Below are 20,260 nucleotides of genomic sequence, written 5' to 3'. Positions count from 1 at the left end.
GGGTAAAGCGAGAGCGGGTCGACTGTAAAGCTCGCTTTACAGTAAAGGAGACTTTACGTTGGATATTAAATCTATCGCCGGCGAGGTCTCTGGCGGAGAATCGCGTGAGAGCCGTTCGTACGCGTGTTTTCAGGACTTCACCACGACGGCGGCGAGAAGCCGGCGTCTTCTAAGATCGGCTTCCACCGCTTCTGGACGGAGAGCCGCGAGACGTCCATCGCGTCCGCGACGGCGGACTGCGACCGCTCCTCGCCGCGGATCAGGCCGGCGGCGTAGAGGCTGGCGGCGGCCGCGACGCGCTTCCCGCGGTCGTCGTCGGGGGCGCGAGAGAGGAAGAGGTCGACCGCGGTCGACCGCGTCTCCCCGTCGAGGTCGAGCGAGGCGCACGCCTCGTCGAGGAGTTCGATCCACGCTTGGTTGTCGACCCGGTCGCTCGCCCGGTACACGCGCCGGGGTAGTCGGCGGAGAGGTATAAACGGCCGCGTCGACCGCGGGATTCAGGGCCGGTTCGGTTCGACACCGCCCGCCTCCGCCGCCCTGAAGTCACCCGCGCACGTAGCGCGCGTATGTCGACGCAGACGTGGGACGAGACGCGGGTCCGGGCGCTTCACGACGACCTCGCCGAGCTGTACGAGCCGGTCGATCGGGCGGCCGAACACGGCGCCGACCCGACCGCCGAGCCGGGCGAGGGCGTCCGCCAGCTGGTGACGACGATCCTCTCGCAGAACGTCGCGGACGAGAACACCCGGCGGGCCTCGGAGGCGCTTTTCGACCGGTACGACGACTTCGCGGCGGTCGAGGCGGCCGACCACGAGGAGCTGAGGGAGACGATCCGCGTGGCCGGACTCCCCGACCAGAAGGCCGCGCGCATCCAGCGCGCGCTGACCGCGATCCGCGAGGAGACCGGGGGCGCGTACTCGCTGGCGTTCCTCGACGCGATGGCGACCGACGACGCGAAGGGGTGGCTCACGGAGATCAAGGGCGTCGGGCCGAAAACGGCTAGCGTCGTGTTGAACTTCCACTTCGGGAAGCCGACGATGGCGGTCGACACCCACGTCGAGCGCGTCTCGAAGCGGTTCGGGCTCGTCCCGGAGTCGGCGTCGAATCAGGCGGCCCACGACGCCCTCGACGAGGTGGTGCCCGACGAGCTGACCTACCCCCTCCACGTCCTCCTGATCCGACACGGTCGGGAGCACTGCTCGGCGCGCGGCGCCGACTGCGACAATCCCGTCTGCGAGGCGTACTGCGACTGCGAGTTCTGCCTCTGAGCGCGGCCTCTATGGTCGTCCGGCCGATAGGGTCGGTCGTCCATGTTCGCGCTTCTCGGGGAGGTCCTGAACGCTATCCAGTTGGTCGACCGGCTCGCCGTCGAGTTCGTCGGCGCGATCCGCACGTCGCTTCTGACCGTAATGATGACCTCGATGACCGGGCTCGGCTCCGTCACGGCCGGGGCCGTGTTCGTCGGGCTGTTCTACCTCGCCGGCTGGCGCGAGGAGTTCGTCAAGAGCGTCGTCGCGCTGTCGCTGCTCGGGTCGTCGTCTGGGGGCTGATGTCGCTCGTCGAGCGCCCGTTCCCGCCGAACCCGATCTGTATCACCGAGAGCGACACCGGCGTGACGAGCTCGTTCCCCTCTGGGCACGCGGCCGCCGTGACGGCGTACGCGGCGATCGCGCGCAACTCCGACGAGCTTCCGTTCGCGGTCGCCGCGGGCTTCGCCGGCCTGATCTCCTTCTCGCGGATCTACCTCGGCACCCACTACCTCTCTGACACCCTCTTCGGGATGGGGCTCGGGGTCGTCGCGGTGCTTTTCGCGGAGCGGCTCCTCGACCGGGTCGGTGAGGAGGCGGTGCTCGATCTGTTGCCGTTCGAGACCGACATCTGAGCGGGAGGCGGGTCGCCGCGGGTCGGTAGCGACAACTATTTTTGAACCACTCGGGTACGGTAACTCGCGCGCGGGTTGCCGAGCCAGGCCAAAGGCGTAGCGCTTAGGACGCTATCCCGTAGGGGTCCGCCGGTTCGAATCCGGTCCCGCGCATGCCTCTCCGAGCAATTCGCGAGGAGAGGCATCTCGACGAGGATTCGAACCCTGGAAGTCGCGCGCAACGAGCGAAACGAGTGAGCACGTCTTCTTCCGGTTCGAATCCGGTCCCGCGCATGCCTCTCCGAGCAATTCGCGAGGAGAGGCATCTCGACGAGGATTCGAAGCAGGGAACGGAGCGAAGCGGAGTGACCGAGGTTCGAATCCGGTCCCGCGCATGAGCGAACGGAGTGAGCGAAGAGCAGGAGCGGATTTGAGCCCGAGGACGACAACAGATATAACGTCAGTCACGGCGTAATGCGGGCAGATGTCACGCCGCCCGAACGTGTTCCTCCTCTCCGCCGACGCGCTCAGGGCGGATCACGCGACCGAACTCGTCGACGAGGTCGCGGGGCTGACGGGGGGGACCCGGTTCGCGAACGCGGTCGCTCCGGCCTCGCACACGGCCAGTTCGATCCCGGCGCTCGTGACCGGGCGGTTCATCGACGAAGAGGGGGCGGTCGACGACCCGCTGCTCCCGTCGTCGCTCTCGGCCGACGGCTACCGTACGCGACTGCTGACCGACAATCCCCTCGCTGCCGACGCGCTGACCGAGCGGTCCGCCGGGGAGGCCGGCGGCCTGAGCAACCTGTTGGACGACCTGCTTCCGCGCGACGTGACCCGTCCCGTCGAGCGGGCGTACTTCCGCCGCGTCTGGCCGACCATGCGCCGCGTCGGGCTGGCTGACCCCTACTACCGGCCCGCGGCGCGGCTCAACGAGCGCGCGCTGGACGCGCTGTCGACGGGGACCGACCCGACGTTCTGCTGGCTCCACTACATGGACACGCACAGTCCCTACTACGTCCCGAACGACGGCGAGGTGGCCGGGGCGCTCGACCCGGACCGGGCGGCCGCGATGAGCCGGAGCCTCACGATAGGGGACGCCGCGGACGTGGACCGCTCGGAGGCCGAGACGGTCGCGCGGCTGTACCGGCGGGCCTGCGACCACCTCGGCGGGTCGGTCGTCGAGTTCGTGCGCGAACTCCGGGAGCGGGGGCTGTACAGGCCCGACCGGGACGTGCTCGCGGTGACGGCCGACCACGGGGAGTGTCTCGACCCCGAGCGGGGGGTGTTCGGCCACCTGCCGCCGGCCTCGTGGGAGTCACTCGTCCACGTTCCGCTCGTCGTCGCGCGCCCGGACTGGCCGGAGTCGACCGTGGACGAGCAGGTCTCGCTCGTCGACCTGCCCGACATGCTCCGACCCGATCCGGGTGAGGCGGCTCCGCCGACGTCGTTCGGCCGGGAGTACGTCGAGACGGTCGCGGGGACGCTCACGGCCGCGGGGGTCGTCCGCGGGGTGCGCCGGGCGGACGGGGAGAAGCTGTTCGGGCGGCGGACGACGGACGGCACCGACGTGGTCCACGCCCGCTACGAGGTCGGGGACCCGGCCGCGGAGACCGTCGTCGGGAACCCGTACGGCGAGGGCGCGACGGCGACGGGCGTCTCAGACGGGCTGCTCCAACGGGCCGCCGAGGCGGGCGGGCTCGTCGGCGACGAGCAGTACCTGGCGGGAATCGACGAGTCGCACCTGCGGGCGCTCGGCTACGTCGAGTAGGAGACGCGTCACGCGTCGGTCGCCGGCGGCCCGTCGCGCAACAGGAGCGCCCCGGCAAGCAGCCAGATCGCGACCTCGACGTAGAACGACGGCGTCCAGAGGTACTGGAGCGCGAACGACCCCGGACCGAGTCCGATGGAGTTCCAGCTGCGAACAAGCGGCCAGAGGAGGAACACCACGTTCTCCGGCCGGCCGTTGATACTGATGTGGACGGCGTCCGCGACGAGGTGCGTCACCCAGCCGACCCCGACCGCTGTGACGGCCCCCGGCGCCGTCGCGGCCTCGTACCGGCGGGCCGCCAGCCAGCCGGCACCGAGGACGCCCGCGAACAGCGCGGAGTGGGCGACGGAGTGATAGGTGGGGACGAGCCCGACCATCGCCAGCGGCTTGTCGACGAGGTCCGGCAGCGCCGCGCCCGCGACGACCCACGCCACCGGGAAGCGGTTCCGCGCGACGAGCGCGCCGATGAGGAGGTGGGTCGCGAACAGCATGGGTGTGTTACGCGCTATCGGGATTTTTGCGTTGCGCTCCGATCGACACGCGCCTCACTGCCGAAGAGGGACGACACCGAGTCTGGGCCCCTACTCCGCGTCCGCCGCCGACACCCGCACCACCTGCTTGCCGATGTTGTCGCCGGAGAACAGGCCGAGGAAGGCGTCGGGCGCGTTCTCTAACCCCGCGACGACCGTCTCGCGGTGTTTCAGCTCGCCGGTCGCGACCCACTCCCCGAGCCGCTCGCTGGCCTGACCGAACCGGGTCGCGAAGTCCCCGACGAGCAGTCCCTGAATCGTGGCGCGCACCGGGATGATCTGCGGGAGCTTCCGCGGGCCGGTCGGAACGCCCTCGTCGTTGTAGTGGGCGATCTGGCCGCAGACCGCGACGCGCGCGTCGAGGTTCAGTTTGGTGAACACGGCGTCGGTGATCGGGCCGCCGACGTTGTCGAAGTACACGTCGACGCCGTCGGGCGCGGCCTCGTCGAGCGCGGCGCGGTAGTCGTCGGTCGCCTTGTAGTTGATCGCGGCGTCGAAGCCGAGCTCGTCGGCGAGCCAGTCGGTCTTCTCGTCGCTGCCGGCGAAGCCGACCACGCGGCAGCCGTTGCGCTTCGCGATCTGGCCGACGACCGAGCCGACCGCGCCCGCGGCGCCGGAGACGACGACCGTGTCGCCCGGCTTCGGCTCGCCCACTTCGAGGAGGCCGAAGTAGGCGGTCCGTCCGGGCATCCCGAGGACGCCGAGGTACGCCTCGGGGTCCGCGACCGCCGGGTCGACCGGCGCGACGTCGTCGGCGTCGAGGGTCGCGTAGTCGGCCCACTTCCCCTCGCCGGTCACGAGGTCGCCCGCCTCGTACGCGTCGCTCTCGCTTTCGACCACTTCACCGACCACGCCGCCCTTGAGCGTATCGCCCACGTCCCACGGCTCGGCGTACGACTCGACGTCGCGCATCCGGCCGCGCATGTACGGGTCGACGGAGAGGAACCGGATCCGGACGAGGAGTTCGCCGGGGTTAGGCGTCGGGACGTCCGTCTCTCGCAGTTCGAAGCTGTCGGTGTCGGGCTCGCCTTCGGGTCGCCGGGCGAGAAGCCACTCGCGGTTGGTGTTTGTCACGGTCCCCGTTGGGAGATGAAACCCAATAGGGTTTGGACCCCAGCAGCCGGCGTGGGGATTCGGAAGTCCGGGCCGGCGTGGGGATCCGGTAGTGGAACCGGCTCGGACCTTCCCCGCGCCGGCGCGGGGTTTGAGGACAGGTTTGAGGGGCGCGGGGTTTGAGGACAGGTTTGAGGGGCGCGGGGTTTGAGGACAGGTTTGAGGGACAGGAGAACGCTACCCGTCCCCGAGCGGGATCCGCAGCCGACCGTCGGAGCGTTCGCCGTCGACGCCCTCGACCGGCGTGTCGTGCGGCGCGGACCGTTCCGCGACCGCGTCCCGGACCCAGGCCGCGGCCTCGCCGCCCGCGAGGCCGGCGGTCTCGTCGGATATCTCCGTCGGCACGACGTCGAGCGCGACGGGGTCGCCGCCGCGGACGACGAGTTCGAACAGCGCGCTCCGCTTGTTGTAGACGCCCTCGCGGTCGCGGTAGCTGACGTAGTCGTCGACGAAGTCGCCGGCGTCGTAGACGATGGGTCGGCCGTCGTACACCTCGACGCCCTGGAGGACGTGCGCGCTGTGGCCGTGGACGACGTCGACGCCCCGCTCGACGAGCCACCGGCCGAACCGCTCGTGGACCGCGCGGGGTTCGGTCTCCCAGTTCGCCCCCCAATGGAGCGAGGCGACGACGAGGTCCGGCTCCGCGTCCGCGACGCGGTCGAGGACGTCTCCGACGAGGGCGCGGGTCGCGGCGACGGACGGGTCGAGCCGCGCGAACGCGGTCCCCGGGTCGGAGTCCGTCGCCGCGAACGCCGTCGACTGATCGGTGAGACCGAAGGCGGCGACGGTGAGGTCGCCCGCCTCGAACGTCGCGGGTTCGAGCGCCGCGTCGGCGTTCGCGCCGGCGCCGGCGCGGGCGATTCCGGCGTCGGAGAGGTTCGTCCGCGTGTCGCGGAGCGCCGGCTCCCGGTAGTCGAGGACGTGGTTGTTGGCGAGCGAGACGAACGAGGCGCCGGCCGCCTCCAGAGCGGGCACGGCGAACGACGGCGGCGATCGGAAGTAGTACGTCTTGTCCGGCCAGCGCTCGCCGCGGTCGGAGACGCAACACTCCAGGTTCCCGACGAGCGCATCGAGGTCGCGGAGCCGCGGAAGCGTCGTCCCCCAGACGCCCGCGGGGTCGTCGGCGTCCGCCCAGCGGTCAGCGACGCTGCGGCCGAGCATCAGGTCCCCGACGAACCCGATCCGCGCGGCGCGGGCGTCCTCGTCGCCGCCGTCGGCGGTGCCGCCGGCGTCCGTCTCGCTCTCGTCGGAGCGTTCCGAGTCGGCGGCGCAGCCGGCGATTCCGCCGATTCCGACGGCGCCAGAGGCGAGCAGCGCGCGGCGGGAGACCATCATCAATCGGTCTCGACGAGCGGGGACTTCAAGCCTCCGAACGGGGCGAACGGAGTCCGCATCGGCGGGTACGTCACGCGACCGCGACGCCGTTCCGGGTGAGGTAGTCGCTCGCGGCCTTGATCTCGACCGGGCTGCCGATGATCCGGTACTGCTCGGGCATCTCGACGACGGTCACCGTGAACCGCCTCTCGAGACACTCCCGGTACCCGTCGAGCGCCCGGTGTGGGAGGACGATCTGCGTGCTGTCTCGGAGGCTCGACGGATCTGGCATTCGGCGTGTCCGAGAGTTATTCGTCACCGATATAACCGTGTCGAAATATCGGCGCACCAACCACTCTCGCGGCGGCGATCCGGCGGTTCGCTGGCAGCGGTCGACGGCTCGGACCGACGGACGCGGCCGGCGGCCGGTGGCTCGAACCGGCGGACGCGGTCGACAGACGGCGTGTCAAACCGACAGTTCGCGTCCGGGCGGTTCGAAGGAACACCTTTAACGAGCCGACCGGCCGAGAAACGGGTAATGGGACTGGAGGAGGAGATCGAAGACCTCCGCGAGGAGATCGCCGAGACGCCCTACAACAAGTCCACCGAGGCACACATCGGGCGTCTGAAGGCGAAGCTCGCGGAGAAGAAGGAGAAGCTGGAGAACCAGTCCTCCGCCGGCGGCGGCCACGGCTACGCGGTCGAGAAGCACGGCGACGCCACGGTCGCCTTGGTCGGGTTCCCGAGCGTCGGCAAGTCCACCCTCATCAACGCGCTCACCAACGCCGACAGCGAGGTCGGCTCCTACGAGTTCACCACGCTTGACGTCAACCCCGGCATGCTTCAGTACCGCGGCGCGAACATCCAGATCCTCGACGTGCCGGGCCTGATCGAGGGCGCCGCGGGCGGCCGCGGCGGCGGGAAGGAGGTCCTCTCGGTGGTCCGGACCGCGGATCTGGTCGTGTTCATGCTTTCGGTGTTCGAAATCGAGCAGTACGACCGCCTGCGCGAGGAGCTGTACGCCACCAACATCCGCCTCGACACCGAGCCCCCGAACATCAACATCCGGAAGACGCACAAGGACGGCCTCGGCGTGACGATGAGCGACGACGTGAGCCTCGACGAGGAGACGGTCAAGCAGGTCCTCCGCGAGTACGGCTACGTCAACGCGAAGGTGACGATCCCCCACGACCTCACCATCGACGAACTCGTCGACGCCGTGATGGACAACCGCGAGTACCTCCCCTCGATGGTCACCGTCAACAAGGCGGACCTCATCGACAAGAGCTACCTCCCGACGGTGAAGGAGGAACTCCGCGAGCGCGACCTCGACCCCGACGACGTGCTCTTCATCTCGGCCGAGAAGGAACTCGGCCTCGACGGACTCAAAGAGCGGCTCTGGGAGGAGCTAGGCGTTATTCGCATCTACATGGACAAGCCGGGCCGCGGCGTCGACTACGAGGAGCCCCTCATCCTGTTCGAGGGCGACACGGTCGGCGACGCCTGTACGAAGATCGGGGGCGAGTTCGACGAGCGATTTAAATTCGCGCGCGTCTCGGGCGAGAGCGCCAAACACGACGACCAGCAGGTCGGGAAGAGCCACGAACTGGCCGACGAGGACGTGTTGCGGATCGTCGCGCGGAAGTAGACTTTTAAATAGGAGTCGGCGCAGCGACCGCTCCCGATGCGTTCGTTGCTCGTTTATAAATAGATCATAGAAAATTGGCGGCGAACACCTCCAAAGCCCCAGCCGCGAGGACGGCGCACGCTCGCTGCGCGCTTCGGTCGTTCGCTTCGCTCACTCCCTCCAGTGCTTGCGTCGCCTCCGCCGTCCTCGCGGCTGCCCCTTTGAGTCCCACCCCGCACAGCGACCGCACCTCATGCCTCCCCAGCCTCGTCAGTCGCCTCCGCTTCGCTCCGGCGACTGACTCCCTCGCACGCGCTCCTCGCGCCCTCCGGGCGCTCGGAGGCGCGCGCCACCGCACGGCCTCGGTTGGTCGTCGTTCCTCCCTTCCGATTTCGCACGTCTCCCCGTGGCCGACCGAAAGGCGCTTTTCGCGGGGCCGCGACCCTCGGGTATGCTCACGGTCGCGCTCGCGGGCAAGCCGAACGCCGGCAAGTCCACCTTTTATACCGCCGCCACGATGGCCGACGTCGACGTCGCGAACTACCCGTTCACGACCATCGACGCCAACCGCGGGGTGACCCACGTCCGCACCGAGTGCCCTTGCCTCGCCCGCGAGGAGCGCTGCGGGTCGGAGAACTGCCACGACGGGAAGCGGTACGTCCCGGTCGAGTTGCTCGACGTCGCGGGACTCGTACCGGGCGCGCACGAGGGCAAGGGCCTCGGCAACCAGTTCCTCGACGAACTGACGAACGCGGACGTCGTCTTGAACGTCGTCGACGCCTCCGGCGCCACGAACGCCGAGGGAGAGCCGGTGGAGGTCGGGAGCCACGACCCCCTCGACGACGTGGACTTCATCGAGGAGGAGATGGACCTGTGGCTCGCGGGCATCGTCGACCGCAACTGGGAGGGCGTCGAGCGACAGTCGCGCTCGCCGGACTTCGACCTCGAAGCCGCGCTGTCGGACATGCTCACCGGCTTCGGCGCGACCGAGCGCGACGTGACCGCGGTCCTCCGCGGGCTGGAGTACCCCGACGACCCGAAGGCGTGGACCGACGGGGACCGCGAGGCGCTCGCGCGGGCGGTCCGCCGCCGCACCAAGCCCATCGTCGTCGTCGCGAACAAGGTCGACGCGGCGCCCGACGGCGCGGTCGAGCGGGTCCGCGAGGGCACCGACAAGCCGGTGGTCCCGGCCACGGCCGACGGCGAACTCGCCCTGCGCCGCGCCGCGGAGGCGGGCGTCGTCGACTACGACCCGGGCGACGAGTCGTTCGAGATCGTCGGCGACGTCTCCGACGACCAGCGCGCCGGCCTCGACGCGCTCCGCGAGTCGATGAGCGACCACGACGGAACGGGCGTTCAGGCCGCGCTGAACGCCGCCGTCTACGACCTGCTCGACCGGATCACGGCCTATCCGGTTCAGGACGCCGGCAAGTGGACGGACGGCACGGGCAACGTCCTCCCGGACGCGTTCCTGCTGCGGTCGGGGGCGACCCCTCGCGACCTCGCGTACGCGGTCCACTCCGACATCGGCGAGGGGTACCTCCACGCGGTCGACGCGCGCGCCTCGCGCCGGATCGGGGAGGACCGCGAGCTAAGCGAGGGCGACGTGGTGAAGATCGTCTCGACCACCGGGCCGTAGTCGAGACCGGGCGGCGCTAGCGCGTGGCACGGACTCGTCGCACGACCGACAGGCACATCCGGGTCGACCGAGACGGGCCGGTAGAGAGCGCCGATGCTCGGGCTCGAACACGACTTCCGGATCGTCGACACCCGCGCGACCCTCGACCCCGACGAGTCGTCGGTCGCCACCCACGGGCGGGACATCTCCCCGGAGCGGCTGGAACGCGAGATGCTCCAGGCGGGCATCGTCCGCGCGGTCGCCAGCCCCGGCCAGCGGGCTACCGGCCGGAGCTACCTCCGCGCGAACAACGCCGTCGCGCGCCTGTCAATCGACCGCCCGTTCGTCGCGTTCGCCCGCCTCAACGGTCCCCGCGACCCGGGGACTGGACCCGTGTCGGCCGTCCGGAACCTCCGCGCCGAGCGCGACGACCACCACACCCGGCCGGACGACGTCGAGCAGTACTCCTACGACGACCGCTTCCACGGCTTCACGCTCGCTCCGCACGTCGACGGCCTCCCCGACGAGGACGTGCTCCGCCGACTGGAGGACGCCGACCTCCCCCTCTTCGTCCACGCGGGCCGGGAGTTCCCGCCCGAGGCGGTCGAGACGGAGCTGCTCGGCTACGACCTCCCGCTCGTCCTCGGGAGCTTCGGCGGCTACCCGCTGGACGCCGAACTGATGAACCGGACGCTGGATCTGCTGGACGACCACGACCGCCTGTACGTCGACACGAGCGCGGTGCGGTACCGCGAGGTGCTCGAACGCGGCGTGTTGGAACACCCGGACCGCGTCCTCTTCGGCTCCGGCGCGCCCGACGTCCACCCCAACGTCGGCGTGATGGAAGTGCTCACCCTCGACGTCTCCGAGGACCTGATGCGGCGCGTGTTGGCGAAGAACCCCGCCCGCCTCGTCCCCGCGCTGGCCGAGGGCGCCGACGTTTGAGCGCGGAGGCCGCCGCACGGGGATCCCCCCTCGCCGTCGAAGCGACGCGCACTTGTCGCGCCGCGGCCGACCGACGACAATGAGCGATGAGGACGCAGACCCCCCGCGGATCGGCGCCGACGACCCGCTGGTGGAGGTCGTCCGCGCGACCGGCCACGAGAACGTCACCGCCGAGCACGCGAGCACGGTCGAATTCACGACGGACGACTGGCTCACCCCCGCCGGCGACTGTATCGTCGGGATCGAGGCGGACCGGACCCCCCGAGACTTCTCGACCGAGTTCCGCCAGGCGTGTCGGGACGCGGACGCGACGATCGAGGCGACGCTCGTCGTCGACGCGGCCGAGAAGACGTACGAGGAGACGATCACCGGCCGCGGCGACCCCGACCTGACCCTGCTCGACGACCGCTCGATGGTCGGCCGCACGAGCGACTACACCGACGACGAGCGCACGATCCTCGTCGACGGCGACGGCGCCGCGGCCGACCTCGACCGCGACCTCGTCGCCGCGCTGGTCGACGGGGCCGACCTCACGCTGCGGCTCGAAGTCGACCCGGCCGAGTGAGGCGGAGAGTTCAGTTATTTATAAGCGAATCCTCGCGGTCGGCGCGTGCCGACGAGCGCCTGAAGGGCGCGAGTCGCACGCGCGAGGGAGTCAGTCGCCGGAGCGAAGCGGAGGCGACTGACGAGGCTGGGGAGGCACGAGGCGCGGTCGCTGTGCGGTCGGGGGCGGGACTTAAAGGGGCAGTCGCCGGCGGCTTCGCCGCCGGCTGCCAGAGACGCGTAGCGTCTCGCTGCCGCGAGGGCCGCGCAGACGACGTAAGCACCGCAGGGAGCGAACGGAGTGAGCGAGTGAGGAGCACAACGAGTGTGCGCGGCCCTCGCGGCTGGGGCTTTGGAGGTGTTCGCCGTCGATAGGTATTCACCGACGTATGGCCGAGCAGCTGGCGCTTTGGAGGTGTTCGCGGCGTTTTCACCTGCGGACACCCGAGTAATCTGGACTAACGGATAGTTAAATAGGGAGTTCGGCGTCCGCGCCGACCACGCGGTCCGGTTCGGCGGGCGCGCGCCAGTCGGTCGTTCGCTCCAGCAACTGCACCACCATCCGGCCCGTCACGCCCCAGACGGTGTAGCCGTCGACGTGGAAGTAGTGGACGCGGTGGTCGCCGTACTCCGGGTGGCCGACCCGGCGCTCCGACTCGTAGTTCGCGGGGTCGGTGAGCGCGTCGACCGAGAGCACCGCCACCTCCGCGACCTCCGACTCGTCCGGAACGTACTCGCGGTCGGGCGCGACGCCGACGAAGGGCCGGACCGCGTACTGCGACGAGGTTCGGGTGTCGTCGAGCCGGCCGAGCACGTCGACCTCCGCCGCCCGCATGCCGACCTCCTCGTCGGCCTCGCGCAGCGCGGTGTCCGTCAGCGTCCGGTCTATCGGCTCGCGACCGCCGCCGGGGAAGCTCATCTGTCCGGGGTGTTCGCCGAGGTGCGCGGCGCGCTTGGTGAAGAGGAGGTGCGCGTCGCCGTCGCGCGCTATCACCGGCGCCAGCACCGCGGCCTCTCGCCGCCCGGCGAGCGACTGCGGCGCGTGTCGACGCAGCCCCGACAGGTCCATGGGCGTGGTAGGCGACGCGAAGCGGTTAACGTTTCCGTGGATTCCATCCGTGCGGGACGTGAGCGCCCGGCAAGAACACACGGACGGGGTCGGCCCGCCGGACGGGCCGCGCCGGTTCGGTCACACCGCCGCCTGCTGGATGACCGTCGCCGCGAGCGCCGACAGGGCGACGATCGCGGCCGCGAGCAGCAGAGTCCGCGCGATCTGAGACATCGACGTGTGCGACGGCGGGAACGGAAAAGTATCCCGGCGACCGTGGCCTCGAATTCGGGCCATTTTAGCCCGTTTCGAGCGAGAAATCGGTCGTTACCGCCCGACCGGCGGGGGGTCCCGCCTCCCGGCCGCGTTCGACGGACCGGCGGCGGGGCGGTCGGGTTCGGACCTTTTAAGCCCGCGACACCCGCTTTCGAGGATAATGAGCGACGACGATCAGGAGCTCGGGATCACCGAGTCCAAGACGCACAACACCGGCGAGTGGTACGCCGAGGTCGTACGGAAGGCCGGGCTGGCCGACTACGGTCCGGAGGGGATGAGCGGCTTCATCGTCACCCGGCCGCGGGCGTACGCGGTCTGGGAGCGGCTCCAGGGCTTCCTCGACGCGAAGTTCAAGGACACCGGGGTCCAGAACGCGTACTTCCCCCTCTTTATCCCCGAGTCGTACCTCGAGCGCGAGAAGGAGATCGTCGAGGGGTTCGACCCCGAGGTGGCGTGGGTCGACGAGGCGGGCAACAAGGAGCTCGAAGAGCGGCTCGCGGTCCGGCCGACCTCCGAGTCGATCATCACCCCGTACATCTCGCAGTGGGTCCGCAGCCACCGCGACCTCCCGCTGCGCGTGAACCAGTGGTGTTCCGTCGTCCGGTGGGAGGCGACCGAGACGAAGCCGTTCTTCCGCACGAAGGAGTTCCTCTGGCAGGAGGGCCACACCGCACACGCCACGAGCGAGGACGCGTGGGCGGAGACGATGACGCGGCTCGACCAGTACGAGTCCGTCTACGAGGACCTGCTGGCGCTCCCCGTTCTGAAGGGGCAGAAACCGGACCACGACAAGTTCCCCGGCGCGGACACGACGACGACCGTCGAGGCGCTGATGCCCGACGGGAAGTCGGTCCAGGCGGGCACCTCTCACCACCTCGGCCAGTCGTTCGCGGAGGCGTTCGACATCACCTACTCCGACGAGGACGAGGAGGAGCGCGTCGCCCACACCACCTCGTGGGGGCTCTCGTGGCGCGCGCTGGGCGCGCTGATCATGACGCACTCCGACGAGCAGGGCCTCGTCCTTCCCCACACGGTCGCGCCGACGCAGGTCGTCGTCGTCCCCATCTGGCAGGAGGACACGAAGGAGGACGTGCTGGAGTACGCCGAGGGCGTGGCCGACGACCTCGACGACGCCGGGATCCGGGTCGAACTCGACGACCGCGACGAGCGCAACCCCGGGTTCAAGTTCAACGAACACGAGCTGAACGGGATTCCGCTCCGGATCGAGATCGGTCCCCACGAGGTCGACGACGAGGAACTCACCCTCGTCCACCGCCCCGACGGCGAGAGCGTCGAGGTCGACCGCGACGGCGTCCCGGAGACCGTCCGCGAGCAGTTCGACGAGATATACGCCAAGCTGTACGCGACCGCCGAGGAGACCCTCGACGACGGCGTGCGCGAGGCCGACGACCGGGCCGACATCCTCGGCACGCTCGGCCAGCACGGCGGCTACGTGAAGGCGCCGTGGTGCGGCGACGAGGCCTGCGAGGAGCCGATCAAGGAGCCGCTGGCCGCCGAGATCGTGATGGTCCCGTTCGAGGACGACGACCCCCTCGCCGGCGGGGAACACGACGAGACGTGCGCGATGTGCGACGAGGCCGCCGAGCGGACCGCCTACTTCGCGAAGACGTACTGAGCCGCGACGAGGTCCCCGCCCGCCGACGCGGGAACGACGGGCGCTCTCGGTCGATCGATTCGTCCCCGTCGGGTCCGGCGATTAATCCGCGTTGATCCGGCTTAACGGAGTTCCGGATATATACGGAGGGAGCGCGTACGACACGGTAATGAACCGATGGATCGCGAGTCTCCTCGTCGCGGCCGTCGCCGCGGCGGTGATCGCCGGCGCCGCGGCGGCGGCGCCGGCGGGAGTGGCGACCGCACAGACCGACCCGACCACGAACGGGAGCGGCGCGGGCCCCGGGGGCGCCGACAACGCGAGCGGCGGGAACGCGACCGACCTCAGTCCCGGTGAGCGCCTCGCCGGGGTCGTCGGCGTTCAGGGCGCCGAGATAGAAGGAGAGGTCGAGTCGAGGGCGTTCGAGGTCGGGCTTCGGGAGGCCGAGACGAACGAGAGCCGCGCCGCCGTGGTCGCGGAGCGGCTGAACCGGACCGAGAAGCGCCTCGCGGAGTTAGAGCGGCGGCAGGAGGAACTCCGCGAGCGCCGCGCCGACGGGGAGTTGAGTCAGGGGGCGTACGCCGCGCGGATGGCGACGACGAGCGCACGGATCGAGTCGCTCGCCCGCGGACTGAACCGGAGCGCGAACGCGTCCGCCTCGCTCCCCGCCGCCGTCCGCGAGGACCGCGGGGTCGACGACGAGCGGCTGGCGACCCTCCGAGAGCGCGCGAACGACCTCCGCGGTCCCGAGGTCGCCGCCATTGCCCGCGGCGTGGCCGGCCCGGGCGTCGGCGGCCCGGTCGGTCCGGAGCGGCGCGGTCCGCCCGGGAACGGGACCGAGCGCGGTCCGCCGGCCGACGCCGGCCCCCCCGAGAACGGGTCCGCCGGAGCGCCGGGCGACGTCGGGCCGCCGGGAAACGGGTCCGCCGGGAGTCCCGGAAACGGGAGCGCGGGACCGCCGGAAGCGGGTCCCGGAAACGGGAGCGCGGGACCGTCAGAAGGAGGTCCCGAAAACGGCTCGACCGACGGTCCTGGAGCGGGCGGTGCCTCCGGAGCGGGGGGAGTGAACGGCTCGGAGACCGGCGCCGCGAACGGGTCGACCGCTTCCGGTCCGCCGGAGGGCGGGAACGCGACGGACGGTGACTCGGGTAGCGGGTCGACCGGCGACTCTGGTAACGGATCGGCCGGCACGCCGGCCGGCCCCGGAGACGGGTCCGGGGACGGAGGCGGTTCGAGCGGCGGCGACGCCGCGGGCGACGGCGGCGACCGCCCGTCCGTCGAACGCGCGGTCGCCGCGCTGACCGCGCGCGTCGGCGGTCTACTGGGCCTCGGTGCGTGAGCGGCGGCGAACAATGACCGCCGAGACGGATCCGCTCCGACTCGCAGCGGAGGACCGGGACGACCGCGGATGAGAAGGAACTTTACCGTCCCTCCTGTGAACTCCGCCGTGCAGCGAGCGTCGCTTCTCCTCGTCGTCGTCGCCCTCGTCGGAGCCGTCGGGCTCGCGTTCGGCGCCGGCGGCGCGGGCGCCGTCCCGTTCGAGGGCGGGTTCGCGCAGATGGACGTCGAGCCGGACGACGTCTCGATAGCGGTCGACGTCCGGCCGGACGGCGACGCGGAGTGGACAGTCGAGTACCGGATCCGGCTCGGCACCGACGAGGAGGAGCGGGCGTTCGAACAGCTCCGCGGGGACGTGGAGAACGACACCGAGGCGTACACGAGCCGGTTCCGCGAGCGGATGGTCTCGACCGCGGCGACCGCGGAGGAGACGACCGGCCGCGACATGACCGTCTCGAACGCGACGGTGACCGCCGAGCGGCGCGAGCTCCCGCAGTCGTACGGCGTGTTGACCTACCGGTTCGAGTGGACGAACTTCGCCGCCGTCGACGGCGACCGGCTGCGCGCCGGCGACGCGGTCGACGGGCTGTTCTTGGACGACTCCTCCTCGCTCATCGTCTCGTGGCCGGAGGGGTACCGCCTCGGGGAGACGGCGCCGGAGCCGAGCGAGGTCCGCGAGCGGTCGGTCGTCTGGAACGGCCCGGTCGACTTCTCGGCCGGCCAGCCGCGGGTCACGGCCGCTCCCGCGGGGCCGCTCTCCGGAGTCCCGGCCGCCGGGCTGGTCGCGCTCGTCGCCCTCCTCGTCGTCGCCGGGGGCGCCGTCGCCTATCGCCGCCGGGGCGTCGACGAGGGCGCGGGAGCCGTCACCGGAGGGGACGCCGCGGCGGCCGACGCGACGGCGGCAGCGGCCGGCGCGGGTGCGGACGACCCCGAGGCGGCGTCCACCGACACCGCCGCGGAGGGGTCCGAAACGGACGACGGGCGCGGCGAGTCGGCGGACGGGTCGGCGTCCGGCGCGGGCGGCGCGCCGGCCGTCGACGGCGACCTGCTGAGCAACGAAGAACAGGTCCTCCGGCTCGTCGAGTCGGAGGGCGGGCGGATGAAACAGAAGCGGGTGGCCGAGGAGCTGGACTGGACCGCCGCGAAGACGAGCCAAGTTGTGACCGGACTGCGCGACGAGGGCGACCTGGACGGTTTCCGACTGGGCCGCGAGAACGTCCTCTCGCTGCCCGACTACGATCCGGAGGGGGATTCAAACGGGGATGGCGGGGATGGCGAAGGCGACCCCGACGACGAGCGCGACGCTACCGGGGGCGACTGACCCGACCGACAGCGGTCCGGGACGGGCTCGACTCGGTCCCGGTCACAGGTCCCGCGAGCGCCCGATGTGTCGCAGTTCGCCGCCGCAGTCGCACTCGCCGGGCGAGTCGGTCCGTCGCCCGCATTCGAAACACTCGTACACTTCCTCGCCGTCGCAGTCGTACTTTGGTCGCATATACGCCGATACGCTCCCGTGGTAGATAATCACACACCTAATATTGTTTGAATAGTATAAATAAACCCGCGGAGAAGGGTGACCGAACGATCGAAATCCCGAAATCGGCGGGTCTCAGAGCGAGGGAGTCCCGGTGAGCGCCTACGCGTCCGGCGTGAGCTCTTCTAACACCAGTTCGAGGTTGCGCGTGTTGGCCTTCCAGATGACGTCGAAGAGGTCGCCGACGACCGGGACCGCTCCCGCGGCCACGTCCAGAGAGACGTTCGCGATCATTCTGAGCAGCGTCGTGTAGGACACGCCGAGACGGGCCGCTTCGACCACGATGTACAGTGAGATTCCGCCGGTGAGTACGTCTCCCGCCCCCGGGAGGATACCGAGCAGCGGATCGATGCCGACGCGATACCCGATTCCCGGAACGCGGACCCCTTCGTCGAGCACGTACGCGACGTACCGTATGCGCTTGACCGCCGCTCGGTCGACAGTGTTCGGGAGGCGGTCTATCCGCTCGTCGAACTCGTCCAGAAACTCGCTCTGCTGTGCTCTCGTCATAGACCGCGTACGGTCCCCCGCTGGATAACCCTGCTGCCGGTAATTCGTCGTTACAAGCCGTGAGAAATCGGTATGCGACACTTACGGCATACAGAGTCGTCGAAGACGGACCCAAAAGCACGCCGGCTGCGGCGCTGTGGCTACGCTTTGGGCCCGGAGGAGTGAGCCGGAGGAGGGGATCGTGAACCGCGGTTACAGCAGACTGCTCTTTGATTCAAATCCTCCGTGGCTTTCGCTGCTCGCGTTGTTCACAGCAGAAAGCCGGAGGAGGGATTTGAACCCTCGACCTATTCCTTACGAAGGAATCGCTCTGCCAGCTGAGCTACCCCGGCACGCATGCTTCAATTCCCGGACGGAAAAATAAGGGTTCCGAAACGGGGACGGGGCAGCGATCGGAGACGTGGTGTCCCGTCCCGAAACCGGCCAAATTCACCTATTATAAGCAGACGTTCGTCGTATTTCGTGTCGAACGACATCTTGATACACAAGGAGAATCGGGATACAATACAAGTGTATAAGGAAAAGGACTAAATACGTGTTCGGACTTCCAACTGAGTGTGATAACACCGCCCGCGTGCCGAGACGGCGGGGATCGACTCCCCCGGCGGTGCGTGCCCGGTCGAAGCCCGTACCGGGCGGCGATAGCCCCGTCGGTCGCCACCCCCACGGCGACTCGGCGCGGCCGTCATCCCCAGCAGCGTTCCGTCGCGGCGACCGTGTGAAACACGTCTCAGACGTGCCAAGCGCAGAATCGCCTCTGGTCCGACGACCGCAGCCGCGACCGCTTGTCATGTGACGGGCCCCCAGCCGCGCCGCCCCGGTCCCCCTCGGGGCGGCGCGGCGTTTTCGCTGTCTCGACGCGATCCGCGAGCGTCGCCGCCGATTCTCTCGCCGTAGCCCAGCGCTAAACGAACAGCCGCCGCGCTCGGCGGACCGCCGCGGAGAGGCCGCCGTAGCCGGCGCCGGCGACCCCCGCGAGCCGCAGTTCGGCCGGAGCGACGCCGAGGCGGTGCGAGAGTGGACCGGGGCGCGCGTCGGCTCCCGCGACCGCGACCGTTCGCCCGCGGACTCTGACCTCGGCGGTGAGACCCGCGCGGACCAACTCCGCGACTGCGCGGTTCGAGACGGACTCGTCCGGGAGGCGGCGGGCGACGCGGAGGGCGTCGCTGACCCGCTCGACCTCGACGAACAGCCGCCGGTCCGTCGCGTGGACCGCGGCGTCGACGCCGTCGACCGATAGCGTCAGATCCTCCGTCTCGACCGAGAGCCGCCGCCCGACTCACTCGGACTCACTCGTCGTGACCCGAACCCCGCCGTCGACGCGCCACTCGGCGTGCTCGGCGTCGTCGCCCGTGCCGCTCGGCACCTCGACGGTCAGGTCGTCGAACTGGTAGTGGATCTCGGCGTTCCGGCCGGTCAGTCGGTCGTACAGTCCGATCGCCAGATCCGGCCAGGTGGTCGTCTCGTCGATGCGCTCTTCGGGATCTGCGGCGTCGCTCATACGCCGTCGTGTTAGGTATCGACACACATAAGTGAACTCCCTAACACGTCCTCGCGGTCGGGGGGCTCAACTCCGTCTCGGCGGACTCAGCCGTCGGTTCGCGTCAGGCAAACGTCGAGGCAGACGTTGTACTCGTGGGGGGCGTACGACCGGACGACGCGCTCGGTCTCGACCGCGACCTCGTAGGCGTCGCCCGCGGCGGCCTCGACCGCGCGGCGACCCGGGCCGAACGGGTCGTCCTCGTGTTGGATGTCGTAGTAGTGGATCACGCACTCGTCGCCGGCGAGCGCGACGGCAGTCTCTAGGAACTCCTCGGCCGAGTGCGGGAGGTTCATCACCAGTCGGTCCGCGGTGTCCGCGTGCGAGTCCGCGAGGTCCCGAACGTCGCCGGATATCGCCGTCACGCGGTCCGTGACACCGTTGCGCTCGGCGTTCTCGCGGAGGTACTCGACCGCGCGCTCGTTGAGGTCGCAGGCGACCACGTCGGCGCCGCGGGAGGCCGATGGCACCGCGTACGGTCCCACGCCGGCGAACATGTCGACCGCCGACTCCCCGGATTCGACCTGCTCGACGACGCGGTGCCGCTCGGTCGCGAGCCGCGGCGAGAAGTACACCGCGGCGACGTCGAGCGCGAACTCGTGGCCGTACTCGCGGTGGACCGTTTCGGTGCCGTTCCCGGCCAGCACGTCCCACTTCCGGACCCGGAGTTCGCCCTCGATTGGCGACGCGCGGTTGAGGACGGTCTCGCAGGGGAGGTCGGCCGCCATCACGGCGTCGGCTATCTCGCGGGCGCGCTCGTCGTCGTCCTCGTCGACGATGACGATGTCGCCCAGCCGCTCCAGCGAGGGCTCGTAGCCGAGGATCTCCGCGGGCGTCGTGGGGCGGTCCCGGGCCGCGGCGTCGCGCTCGACGACCCGGTCCGCGAGGTCGGCGGGCACCCGGCCGCGGTCCGCGACGGGGATGTATATCGTGCCGTCCTCGACCGCGATCTGGTGGTCGCCGTCGAGGGCGTCGGCCGCGGCGAGCCGGCTCCGGACGGTCTCGCCGCGCTCGCGGGCGACGGCGACGCAGGGAACGCTCATCGTCGGGTGGAGGCGACCGACCGAATAAACGGTG

The 20,260-nt window shown here is 70.2% G+C and carries 22 protein-coding genes and 2 tRNA genes; 12 read left to right on the top strand and 12 right to left on the bottom strand.

Features of this window, described 5'->3' with window-relative positions; genetic code table 11:
- Nucleotides 1-137: 137 nt before the first annotated feature.
- A complete protein-coding gene (locus KI388_RS02810; protein WP_215087877.1) occupies nucleotides 138-446 on the bottom strand; it encodes a transcription initiation factor IIB family protein in 309 nt (102 codons plus the stop codon).
- A gap of 120 nt (nucleotides 447-566) precedes the next feature.
- Between KI388_RS02810 and KI388_RS02805 the strand changes: the two genes are divergently transcribed.
- The 5 genes from KI388_RS02805 to KI388_RS02790 all read left to right on the top strand — a co-directional run bounded on the left by KI388_RS02805 (nucleotide 567) and on the right by KI388_RS02790 (nucleotide 3,632).
- Nucleotides 567-1,268, top strand: coding sequence for an endonuclease III (locus tag KI388_RS02805; protein WP_215087876.1), 702 nt, complete (start codon nucleotides 567-569; stop codon nucleotides 1,266-1,268).
- 42 nt (nucleotides 1,269-1,310) lie between these two features.
- Nucleotides 1,311-1,550 carry a hypothetical protein gene (locus KI388_RS15210; protein ID WP_251133192.1) on the top strand — a complete coding sequence of 80 codons (240 nt, stop codon included), beginning with the start codon at nucleotides 1,311-1,313 and terminating at the stop codon, nucleotides 1,548-1,550.
- Complete coding sequence (locus KI388_RS15205; protein WP_251133191.1) at nucleotides 1,550-1,882, top strand: phosphatase PAP2 family protein; 333 nt, start codon at nucleotides 1,550-1,552, stop codon at nucleotides 1,880-1,882. Before KI388_RS15210 ends, KI388_RS15205 begins: the two co-directional genes overlap by 1 nt.
- Before the next feature lie 68 nt (nucleotides 1,883-1,950).
- A tRNA-Leu gene (locus KI388_RS02795) sits at nucleotides 1,951-2,035 on the top strand.
- Nucleotides 2,036-2,345: 310 nt separating this feature from the next.
- Complete coding sequence (locus tag KI388_RS02790; RefSeq protein WP_215087875.1) at nucleotides 2,346-3,632, top strand: sulfatase-like hydrolase/transferase; 1,287 nt, start codon at nucleotides 2,346-2,348, stop codon at nucleotides 3,630-3,632.
- Between the two features lie 8 nt (nucleotides 3,633-3,640).
- Here KI388_RS02790 and KI388_RS02785 read toward each other — a convergent pair whose 3' ends face one another.
- The 4 genes from KI388_RS02785 to KI388_RS02770 form a co-directional block, all read right to left on the bottom strand.
- Nucleotides 3,641-4,123 (bottom strand): metal-dependent hydrolase, encoded by a 483-nt coding sequence (locus KI388_RS02785; protein ID WP_215087874.1) that lies wholly within the window; start codon nucleotides 4,121-4,123, stop codon nucleotides 3,641-3,643.
- A 90-nt stretch (nucleotides 4,124-4,213) separates the two neighbouring features.
- Nucleotides 4,214-5,236, bottom strand: a complete 1,023-nt coding sequence (locus KI388_RS02780) for an NADP-dependent oxidoreductase (RefSeq protein WP_215087873.1) — start codon at nucleotides 5,234-5,236, stop codon at nucleotides 4,214-4,216.
- A 216-nt stretch (nucleotides 5,237-5,452) separates the two neighbouring features.
- Entirely contained in the window at nucleotides 5,453-6,607 is a 1,155-nt protein-coding gene (locus KI388_RS02775; protein WP_215088723.1) for a CapA family protein, read from the bottom strand.
- A 73-nt stretch (nucleotides 6,608-6,680) separates the two neighbouring features.
- Nucleotides 6,681-6,881 carry a hypothetical protein gene (locus tag KI388_RS02770; RefSeq protein ID WP_215087872.1) on the bottom strand — a complete coding sequence of 67 codons (201 nt, stop codon included), beginning with the start codon at nucleotides 6,879-6,881 and terminating at the stop codon, nucleotides 6,681-6,683.
- A gap of 246 nt (nucleotides 6,882-7,127) precedes the next feature.
- Between KI388_RS02770 and KI388_RS02765 the strand changes: the two genes are divergently transcribed.
- The 4 genes from KI388_RS02765 to KI388_RS02750 all read left to right on the top strand — a co-directional run bounded on the left by KI388_RS02765 (nucleotide 7,128) and on the right by KI388_RS02750 (nucleotide 11,344).
- The gene (locus tag KI388_RS02765; protein ID WP_215087871.1) at nucleotides 7,128-8,237 is read left to right on the top strand and encodes a GTPase; all 1,110 of its coding nucleotides are present in this window, start codon (nucleotides 7,128-7,130) and stop codon (nucleotides 8,235-8,237) included.
- A gap of 430 nt (nucleotides 8,238-8,667) precedes the next feature.
- The gene (locus KI388_RS02760; protein ID WP_215087870.1) at nucleotides 8,668-9,855 is read left to right on the top strand and encodes a redox-regulated ATPase YchF; all 1,188 of its coding nucleotides are present in this window, start codon (nucleotides 8,668-8,670) and stop codon (nucleotides 9,853-9,855) included.
- A gap of 93 nt (nucleotides 9,856-9,948) precedes the next feature.
- A complete protein-coding gene (locus KI388_RS02755) occupies nucleotides 9,949-10,779 on the top strand; it encodes an amidohydrolase family protein (RefSeq protein ID WP_215087869.1) in 831 nt (276 codons plus the stop codon).
- Nucleotides 10,780-10,858: 79 nt separating this feature from the next.
- Nucleotides 10,859-11,344 (top strand): DUF371 domain-containing protein, encoded by a 486-nt coding sequence (locus tag KI388_RS02750; protein WP_215087868.1) that lies wholly within the window; start codon nucleotides 10,859-10,861, stop codon nucleotides 11,342-11,344.
- 447 nt (nucleotides 11,345-11,791) lie between these two features.
- On the opposite strand, the gene KI388_RS02745 is transcribed toward KI388_RS02750, so the two are convergent.
- Nucleotides 11,792-12,391: a CoA pyrophosphatase gene (locus tag KI388_RS02745; RefSeq protein WP_215087867.1), complete on the bottom strand. Its 600-nt coding sequence runs from the start codon at nucleotides 12,389-12,391 to the stop codon at nucleotides 11,792-11,794.
- 415 nt (nucleotides 12,392-12,806) lie between these two features.
- On the opposite strand from KI388_RS02745, the gene proS reads away from it, so the two are divergent.
- From proS to KI388_RS02730, 3 genes are all read left to right on the top strand, one after another.
- Nucleotides 12,807-14,282, top strand: coding sequence for a proline--tRNA ligase (gene proS, locus KI388_RS02740; protein WP_215087866.1), 1,476 nt, complete (start codon nucleotides 12,807-12,809; stop codon nucleotides 14,280-14,282).
- A 148-nt stretch (nucleotides 14,283-14,430) separates the two neighbouring features.
- A complete protein-coding gene (locus KI388_RS02735; RefSeq protein WP_215087865.1) occupies nucleotides 14,431-15,600 on the top strand; it encodes a hypothetical protein in 1,170 nt (389 codons plus the stop codon).
- Between the two features lie 108 nt (nucleotides 15,601-15,708).
- Entirely contained in the window at nucleotides 15,709-16,920 is a 1,212-nt protein-coding gene (locus KI388_RS02730) for a hypothetical protein (RefSeq protein ID WP_215087864.1), read from the top strand.
- A 42-nt stretch (nucleotides 16,921-16,962) separates the two neighbouring features.
- Here KI388_RS02730 and KI388_RS02725 read toward each other — a convergent pair whose 3' ends face one another.
- The 6 genes from KI388_RS02725 to KI388_RS02700 form a co-directional block, all read right to left on the bottom strand.
- Complete coding sequence (locus KI388_RS02725) at nucleotides 16,963-17,094, bottom strand: rubrerythrin-like domain-containing protein (protein WP_215087863.1); 132 nt, start codon at nucleotides 17,092-17,094, stop codon at nucleotides 16,963-16,965.
- A gap of 141 nt (nucleotides 17,095-17,235) precedes the next feature.
- Nucleotides 17,236-17,643: a DUF4112 domain-containing protein gene (locus KI388_RS02720; protein ID WP_215087862.1), complete on the bottom strand. Its 408-nt coding sequence runs from the start codon at nucleotides 17,641-17,643 to the stop codon at nucleotides 17,236-17,238.
- 259 nt (nucleotides 17,644-17,902) lie between these two features.
- A tRNA-Thr gene (locus KI388_RS02715) sits at nucleotides 17,903-17,975 on the bottom strand.
- 572 nt (nucleotides 17,976-18,547) lie between these two features.
- Nucleotides 18,548-18,889 (bottom strand): peptide ABC transporter ATP-binding protein, encoded by a 342-nt coding sequence (locus tag KI388_RS15200; protein ID WP_251133245.1) that lies wholly within the window; start codon nucleotides 18,887-18,889, stop codon nucleotides 18,548-18,550.
- 33 nt (nucleotides 18,890-18,922) lie between these two features.
- On the bottom strand, nucleotides 18,923-19,144 hold the full coding sequence (locus tag KI388_RS02705) for a hypothetical protein (RefSeq protein ID WP_007346196.1): 222 nt from the start codon (nucleotides 19,142-19,144) through the stop codon (nucleotides 18,923-18,925).
- A gap of 86 nt (nucleotides 19,145-19,230) precedes the next feature.
- A complete protein-coding gene (locus tag KI388_RS02700) occupies nucleotides 19,231-20,226 on the bottom strand; it encodes a class I SAM-dependent methyltransferase family protein (protein WP_215087860.1) in 996 nt (331 codons plus the stop codon).
- Nucleotides 20,227-20,260 lie beyond the last annotated feature (34 nt).

It is taken from the genome of Halorubrum sp. 2020YC2, from assembly GCF_018623055.1.
Lineage (GTDB): Archaea > Halobacteriota > Halobacteria > Halobacteriales > Haloferacaceae > Halorubrum.
The sequence above is the reverse complement of the archived record's forward strand: the minus strand, read 5'-3'. Positions and strand labels throughout refer to the sequence as shown.

Bases quoted from the DNA above. Each gene is read 5' to 3' on its own strand.
- KI388_RS02785 (WP_215087874.1), bottom strand. From the start codon at position 4,123: ATGCTGTTCGCGACCCACCTCCTCATCGGCGCGCTCGTCGCGCGGAAC.
- proS (WP_215087866.1), top strand. From the start codon at position 12,807: ATGAGCGACGACGATCAGGAGCTCGGGATCACCGAGTCCAAGACGCAC.
- KI388_RS02765 (WP_215087871.1), top strand. From the start codon at position 7,128: ATGGGACTGGAGGAGGAGATCGAAGACCTCCGCGAGGAGATCGCCGAG.
- KI388_RS02720 (WP_215087862.1), bottom strand. From the start codon at position 17,643: ATGACGAGAGCACAGCAGAGCGAGTTTCTGGACGAGTTCGACGAGCGG.
- KI388_RS02755 (WP_215087869.1), top strand. From the start codon at position 9,949: ATGCTCGGGCTCGAACACGACTTCCGGATCGTCGACACCCGCGCGACC.
- KI388_RS15205 (WP_251133191.1), top strand. From the start codon at position 1,550: ATGTCGCTCGTCGAGCGCCCGTTCCCGCCGAACCCGATCTGTATCACC.
- KI388_RS02700 (WP_215087860.1), bottom strand. From the start codon at position 20,226: ATGAGCGTTCCCTGCGTCGCCGTCGCCCGCGAGCGCGGCGAGACCGTC.
- KI388_RS02770 (WP_215087872.1), bottom strand. From the start codon at position 6,881: ATGCCAGATCCGTCGAGCCTCCGAGACAGCACGCAGATCGTCCTCCCA.
- KI388_RS02775 (WP_215088723.1), bottom strand. From the start codon at position 6,607: ATGGTCTCCCGCCGCGCGCTGCTCGCCTCTGGCGCCGTCGGAATCGGC.
- KI388_RS02750 (WP_215087868.1), top strand. From the start codon at position 10,859: ATGAGCGATGAGGACGCAGACCCCCCGCGGATCGGCGCCGACGACCCG.
- KI388_RS02735 (WP_215087865.1), top strand. From the start codon at position 14,431: ATGAACCGATGGATCGCGAGTCTCCTCGTCGCGGCCGTCGCCGCGGCG.
- KI388_RS02745 (WP_215087867.1), bottom strand. From the start codon at position 12,391: ATGGACCTGTCGGGGCTGCGTCGACACGCGCCGCAGTCGCTCGCCGGG.
- KI388_RS02705 (WP_007346196.1), bottom strand. From the start codon at position 19,144: ATGAGCGACGCCGCAGATCCCGAAGAGCGCATCGACGAGACGACCACC.
- KI388_RS02760 (WP_215087870.1), top strand. From the start codon at position 8,668: ATGCTCACGGTCGCGCTCGCGGGCAAGCCGAACGCCGGCAAGTCCACC.
- KI388_RS02725 (WP_215087863.1), bottom strand. From the start codon at position 17,094: ATGCGACCAAAGTACGACTGCGACGGCGAGGAAGTGTACGAGTGTTTC.
- KI388_RS02790 (WP_215087875.1), top strand. From the start codon at position 2,346: ATGTCACGCCGCCCGAACGTGTTCCTCCTCTCCGCCGACGCGCTCAGG.
- KI388_RS02805 (WP_215087876.1), top strand. From the start codon at position 567: ATGTCGACGCAGACGTGGGACGAGACGCGGGTCCGGGCGCTTCACGAC.
- KI388_RS15210 (WP_251133192.1), top strand. From the start codon at position 1,311: ATGTTCGCGCTTCTCGGGGAGGTCCTGAACGCTATCCAGTTGGTCGAC.